The 4,516-nt window shown below is 61.4% G+C and carries 6 protein-coding genes; 3 read left to right on the forward strand and 3 right to left on the reverse strand.

From position 1 onward, the window contains the following. Nucleotides 1–879, reverse strand: an 879-nt coding sequence (locus EOC06_RS33125; protein WP_164898880.1) for a S1C family serine protease, incomplete at its 3' end; no start/stop codon positions are given. A gap of 195 nt (nucleotides 880–1,074) precedes the next feature. Here EOC06_RS33125 and yghU point away from each other — a divergent pair. After that, nucleotides 1,075–1,941 (forward strand): glutathione-dependent disulfide-bond oxidoreductase, encoded by an 867-nt coding sequence (gene yghU, locus EOC06_RS33130; protein WP_128309775.1) that lies wholly within the window; start codon nucleotides 1,075–1,077, stop codon nucleotides 1,939–1,941. An 88-nt stretch (nucleotides 1,942–2,029) separates the two neighbouring features. Here the strand turns inward: yghU and EOC06_RS33135 are convergent, their stop codons facing one another. Together EOC06_RS33135 and EOC06_RS33140 are read right to left on the reverse strand one after the other, a co-directional pair. Continuing rightward, nucleotides 2,030–2,332 carry a DUF1236 domain-containing protein gene (locus EOC06_RS33135; protein ID WP_027035237.1) on the reverse strand — a complete coding sequence of 101 codons (303 nt, stop codon included), beginning with the start codon at nucleotides 2,330–2,332 and terminating at the stop codon, nucleotides 2,030–2,032. A 577-nt stretch (nucleotides 2,333–2,909) separates the two neighbouring features. Further along, the gene (locus EOC06_RS33140; protein WP_306462370.1) at nucleotides 2,910–3,128 is read right to left on the reverse strand and encodes an exopolysaccharide production repressor protein; all 219 of its coding nucleotides are present in this window, start codon (nucleotides 3,126–3,128) and stop codon (nucleotides 2,910–2,912) included. 318 nt (nucleotides 3,129–3,446) lie between these two features. Here EOC06_RS33140 and EOC06_RS33145 point away from each other — a divergent pair, with 318 nt between their 5' ends. Together EOC06_RS33145 and EOC06_RS33150 are read left to right on the forward strand one after the other, a co-directional pair. After that, complete coding sequence (locus tag EOC06_RS33145) at nucleotides 3,447–3,734, forward strand: hypothetical protein (RefSeq protein ID WP_128309776.1); 288 nt, start codon at nucleotides 3,447–3,449, stop codon at nucleotides 3,732–3,734. Nucleotides 3,735–4,070: 336 nt separating this feature from the next. Beyond that, on the forward strand, nucleotides 4,071–4,271 hold the full coding sequence (locus EOC06_RS33150) for a hypothetical protein (protein ID WP_128309777.1): 201 nt from the start codon (nucleotides 4,071–4,073) through the stop codon (nucleotides 4,269–4,271). Nucleotides 4,272–4,516 lie beyond the last annotated feature (245 nt).

Raw genomic sequence — 4,516 nt, forward strand, 5'->3', positions numbered from 1 at the left:
GCTGCCGCGGTCGGCCGATTTGACGCGCAGCCAGGTTTCGCGGCCGTCGCGCAGCACCCGCATCGGAATCTCGGCCCCCGCCGAGCCGCTCTCCCACAGCTTGCGATAGAAATCGGCCAGCCCGTCGACCGCGCCGTCGCGGATGTCGGAGATGATGTCGCCCTGGCGCAGGCCGGCCTTGGCCGCCGGGCCGCCCTCGGTCACGCTCATCACCACCACTCTGCCGTCGCTTTCGGCCGACAGGGCGCCGAGCCACGGGCGCGGCGGCTTGGCCACCTGGCCGCGTGTCAGGAGGTCGTCGAGAATGGGCGGCAACAGATCGATCGGCACCACCATGTTGATGTCGGCAACCTCGCCGTTGCGGCTCATCTGCAGGCGCAGCGAACCGATGCCGAGCAGCGAGCCGTCGGCGCCGAACAGCCCGGCACCGCCCCAGGACGGATGCGCGGGCGCAATGAAGATCGCCTCGTCGAGCAGATATTCCCAATAGCCGGCGAATTCCTGCTTGGTGACGATCCTGGCCTGCACCGACTGGCCGATGCCGTCGGCCAGCACGACGGCGTCGCCGATCCTGGCCTTGCCGGCATCGCCCAGCGCCACGGCCGGCAGGCCGAGCGGCGCCAGCGCCTGCACCAGGCCAAAGCCCGATTCCTGGTCATAGGCGAGCGCGTGCGCGGGGATGACGCGGCCGTCATGGCTGGTCAGCCAGACCTCTTCCGCTTCGGTGATGAGATAGCCGATGGTCAGCACCAGCCCGTCATTGCGAATGACGACGCCGCTGCCTTCCCTGAGCGTGCCAAGCGCGCTGGCCGTAAAGGCATCTTCGGGGACAGTGGCCCGCACGGCAACGACCGAGCGCGGATTGGGATTGATGGTCATGCTTTTGTCCTGGATGGGCTTTGGTGACATCTTCTATAGGTATGCCACGCCGGAGAAGGCGCAAGGGCGAGGAAGTGCCCAATTGCCGATGTTGGCCCTGCGGGCATCGATAATAGTTCAACGCAAGTTGAACTTACACATCCGCAGCCCTAGTTTATGGCGACCTGCCATCCTTCCCCGACACGAGGCCACGAAATGACCGACTACACACCGCCGAAAGTATGGACCTGGAACAAGCCGAGCGGCGGAGCCTTTGCCAGCATCAACCGGCCGATCGCCGGACCGACGCATGACAAGGAACTGCCCGTCGGCAAGCATCCGTTGCAGCTCTATTCGCTGGCGACGCCGAACGGCGTCAAGGTCACCGTCATGCTGGAAGAGCTTCTGGCGCGCGGCCACAAGGGCGCCGAGTACGATGCCTGGCTGATCCGGATCAACGATGGCGACCAGTTCGGCAGCGGCTTCGTCGAGGTCAATCCCAACTCCAAGATCCCGGCCCTGATGGACCGCAGCGGCAAGACGCCGGTGCGCATCTTCGAATCCGGTTCGATCCTGGTCTATCTCGCCGAAAAGTTCGGTGAATTCCTGCCGACCGAACAGCCGGCCCGCGCCGAGGTGCTGTCCTGGCTGTTCTGGCAGATGGGCTCGGCGCCGTATCTGGGCGGCGGCTTCGGTCACTTTTATGCCTATGCGCCGGAAAAGTTCGAATATGCCATCGACCGCTTCTCGATGGAGGTGAAACGCCAGATGGATGTGCTCGACCGCCGGCTGGCAGAGACCGAATATCTCGGCGGCAAGGACTATTCCATCGCCGATATGGCGGTGTGGCCCTGGTATGGCGGGCTGGCGCTCGGCCGCATGTACAATGATTCCGCCGAGTTCCTATCCGTGCAGGAATACACACATGTGCAACGCTGGGCCAAGGCGATCGACGCACGACCGGCGGTCAAGCGCGGCCGCATGGTCAACCGCGCTTTCGGCGAGCCTGCCATGCAATTGCATGAGCGCCACGACGCCAGCGATTTCGAGACCAAGACACAGGATAGACTGGCCGCCGAATAGGCCATAGCGGGTCGCGGCAAAGGAAACCCGCCACCGACGCGACGTCGGGGCGGGTTTTCCCCAAGGTCCAGTGCTGCGGGAACCCCCCTTAGTGCAGCACTTCAACGATCTGGCGGGTCTCCGGATCGACGAGGACCGTCTGGTCATTGATCACGGCGACGCGATATTTGACGTCGGGCACCTCACGCAATTCGACAGTGTCCGGCACCGAGGAGCCGAGCTTGAGTTCGACCCCCAGAAGGTTCACCGAGGCAAGCGGTTCCCTCTTGATGTATTCGCGAACGACCGTCTCCTGCTCCGGCTGGACGACGACGACGCTCTCCGCCAGCGCCGCACCAATGCCGCCCATCAGGACGACTGCGGCCGCCGCGCTTGTAAGATAAAGTTTCATGACCGTCTCCTAGTGACAATTGAATTCCGCCCTCCATAAAAACTCCACCGCTGCCATGCGGTTCCATCGAACTTCAGAATTGAAGATGTTACGTTTTCGGCTCGGATATTAATTTGTTGCTGATCAGACATGCGGCAGACAGCGCGGAAATGCTTGAAAACCTGCACAAATGTGTGCGGACATTAGAGGACGAAAAATTCCTGCTGTAGTCGGATTGGCGAAGCACCTGTTGTCGCCGCGTCAAATCAGCCTCGCGTCCCTCTATCTGGACGATGGGAGCACGAAAAAGGCTCGCCCCGCCGGGAGCAGAGCGAGCCATGGCAGTTCCGATGGAGGTGGCAACCTCACCGGTACCGCTAGAGAACGCGAAGCATCATCACTTGTTCCACCTGACGGCCTGAGCTCCATGCGAAGCTGGTCGCGCATGCGTCATGTTCCCACGATAACGCTGCGCCGAAATCTCCGGCAGGGATATGCTCGGACGCTGTCTCGGTGACCAAACACCGTGGTCGCGCTGGTGGCGAGGTTCCCCGAATTGCCCGGGCGCACACGCGCGAGTGATCCTGGCTACCCGGTCTTAAAGCCGGACACCGTCGCGACGCAATGGCGGGAAGGCGTCTACCGGATCCTGGCTCGGCGCGATATCGTGCGAGCCCCTGAAGATCAGCCTCACGATGAGCACGAAGTAGCCGACCTGCAGGACAAGCAGCGTCGCTATCGTCCAGGCAAATGCCTCCCAGAAAGAGCCGGTGACCATATAGGTCCAGACCGCGACGATGATGGCCGTGGCTGACATTCCTACGAGAAACTGTCCAAAATACATGGTTTCCCAAAACCGTCGAAACCGCGGCGGTTTCGATCAGTCCCTGCCTCATTCCCATTTCCCGCGGACAACATTTCATTATTTTAGCAACTTCGCAAGTAAGTGACCGATCGCCACTGCGCGCTCTCCATTGCGCGGCGACTTGGCAACGGTGGCGACCCGGGAACGGCAGCGGGTGCTGGCGGGGGCTGCCAGCTGTCGGCAATCCAGAAGCACGCCTGCACTTCAAGCACGGGAACAAACGCCGGCACCCCGAGTTTCGCCTCCAGTTTTCAAGGAAAGGAGCCCAGCATGGCACCGCGCAACAAACCAGGCGCCGATATCGAAGGTGACGCACCGCAGGCGGACGGGCCGACCATCGAGCAGCAGGATTGGGATGCAATCAAGGGCGGCGAGATCCTGCCAGAGTCCGTGCCGGAAAACGGCGACATACGTTACGGCATCGAAAAAGATGGCGATCTGCCCGACGAGGACGACGATAACGCGTACCAGGACAGCGACGACGCCCTTCCCGATGATGAGGAAGAAGCCGCGATCACGCGCGATCAGAACCGCGAGGGCCCATTCGACGAGACGTGAGCCATTCGTCGCCCGAGACATGACTGCCTGTTGTTGAACTTGCCAAAGCCACATTTTCCATGCCCGTTTCGCGGGAAAATGTGCTTGGCTGGCTAAGTTTTCCCGCTGGGCTTTATATCAGATTTACCTAAAATAGCGGAACATCCAAGGGACATTATCGGAACTGAACAAGGCCCCTTGGACTTTTGCGCACAACAGATAAGACCTTGGTCCTACAGGAAAAAGCAAAAGCCCGATCTGACCGATTGAAGCTCCGCCAGGGGAACATCGGGCTGCGCTTGTCGTTTGTCGCGAAGGTTCGGCACCCCTGGTGTGCCATATCTGGAGAACGGCGCGATGCCCCACCGATCCACCATCATCAAGACAGGCCATGGCCCAGGCACGGCGATCGCCGTGCTCATGGTTGGATTGATGGCGGTGGGCATCGTGTTCCTCGTTCTCGGCAGTTCGCTCTACTTCAGCGAGCAGCCTGCGGATCAACGTGCCCTGCCTTCGCCGCCCGCTCGATCGGTACACGATAGCAAAGCGGCAAACTGAACGAGCAGGAACCAATTGCCGAGCGATGGCGAGATTGCCGCCGCGCGGGTCCTCGAGGCTTCGTCCAGTGGAGCGGACGGCTTCGGACGATGTATTGTCCACCGGAGGCTTTTTGGCGCCGCTTGCATTAATATTAGACGTATAGAATATAAGGATGGCCGGCGACCGCCAGAAGTCGGCTGGCCCGGCGTGCCTCCCTTTGCACCTGGCTGCCGGCCCATTTCTCGCCAACGGATGGCATGCGT

It is taken from the genome of Mesorhizobium sp. M7A.F.Ca.MR.362.00.0.0, from assembly GCF_004023175.1.
In the GTDB taxonomy this organism is placed as follows: Bacteria; Pseudomonadota; Alphaproteobacteria; order Rhizobiales; family Rhizobiaceae; genus Mesorhizobium.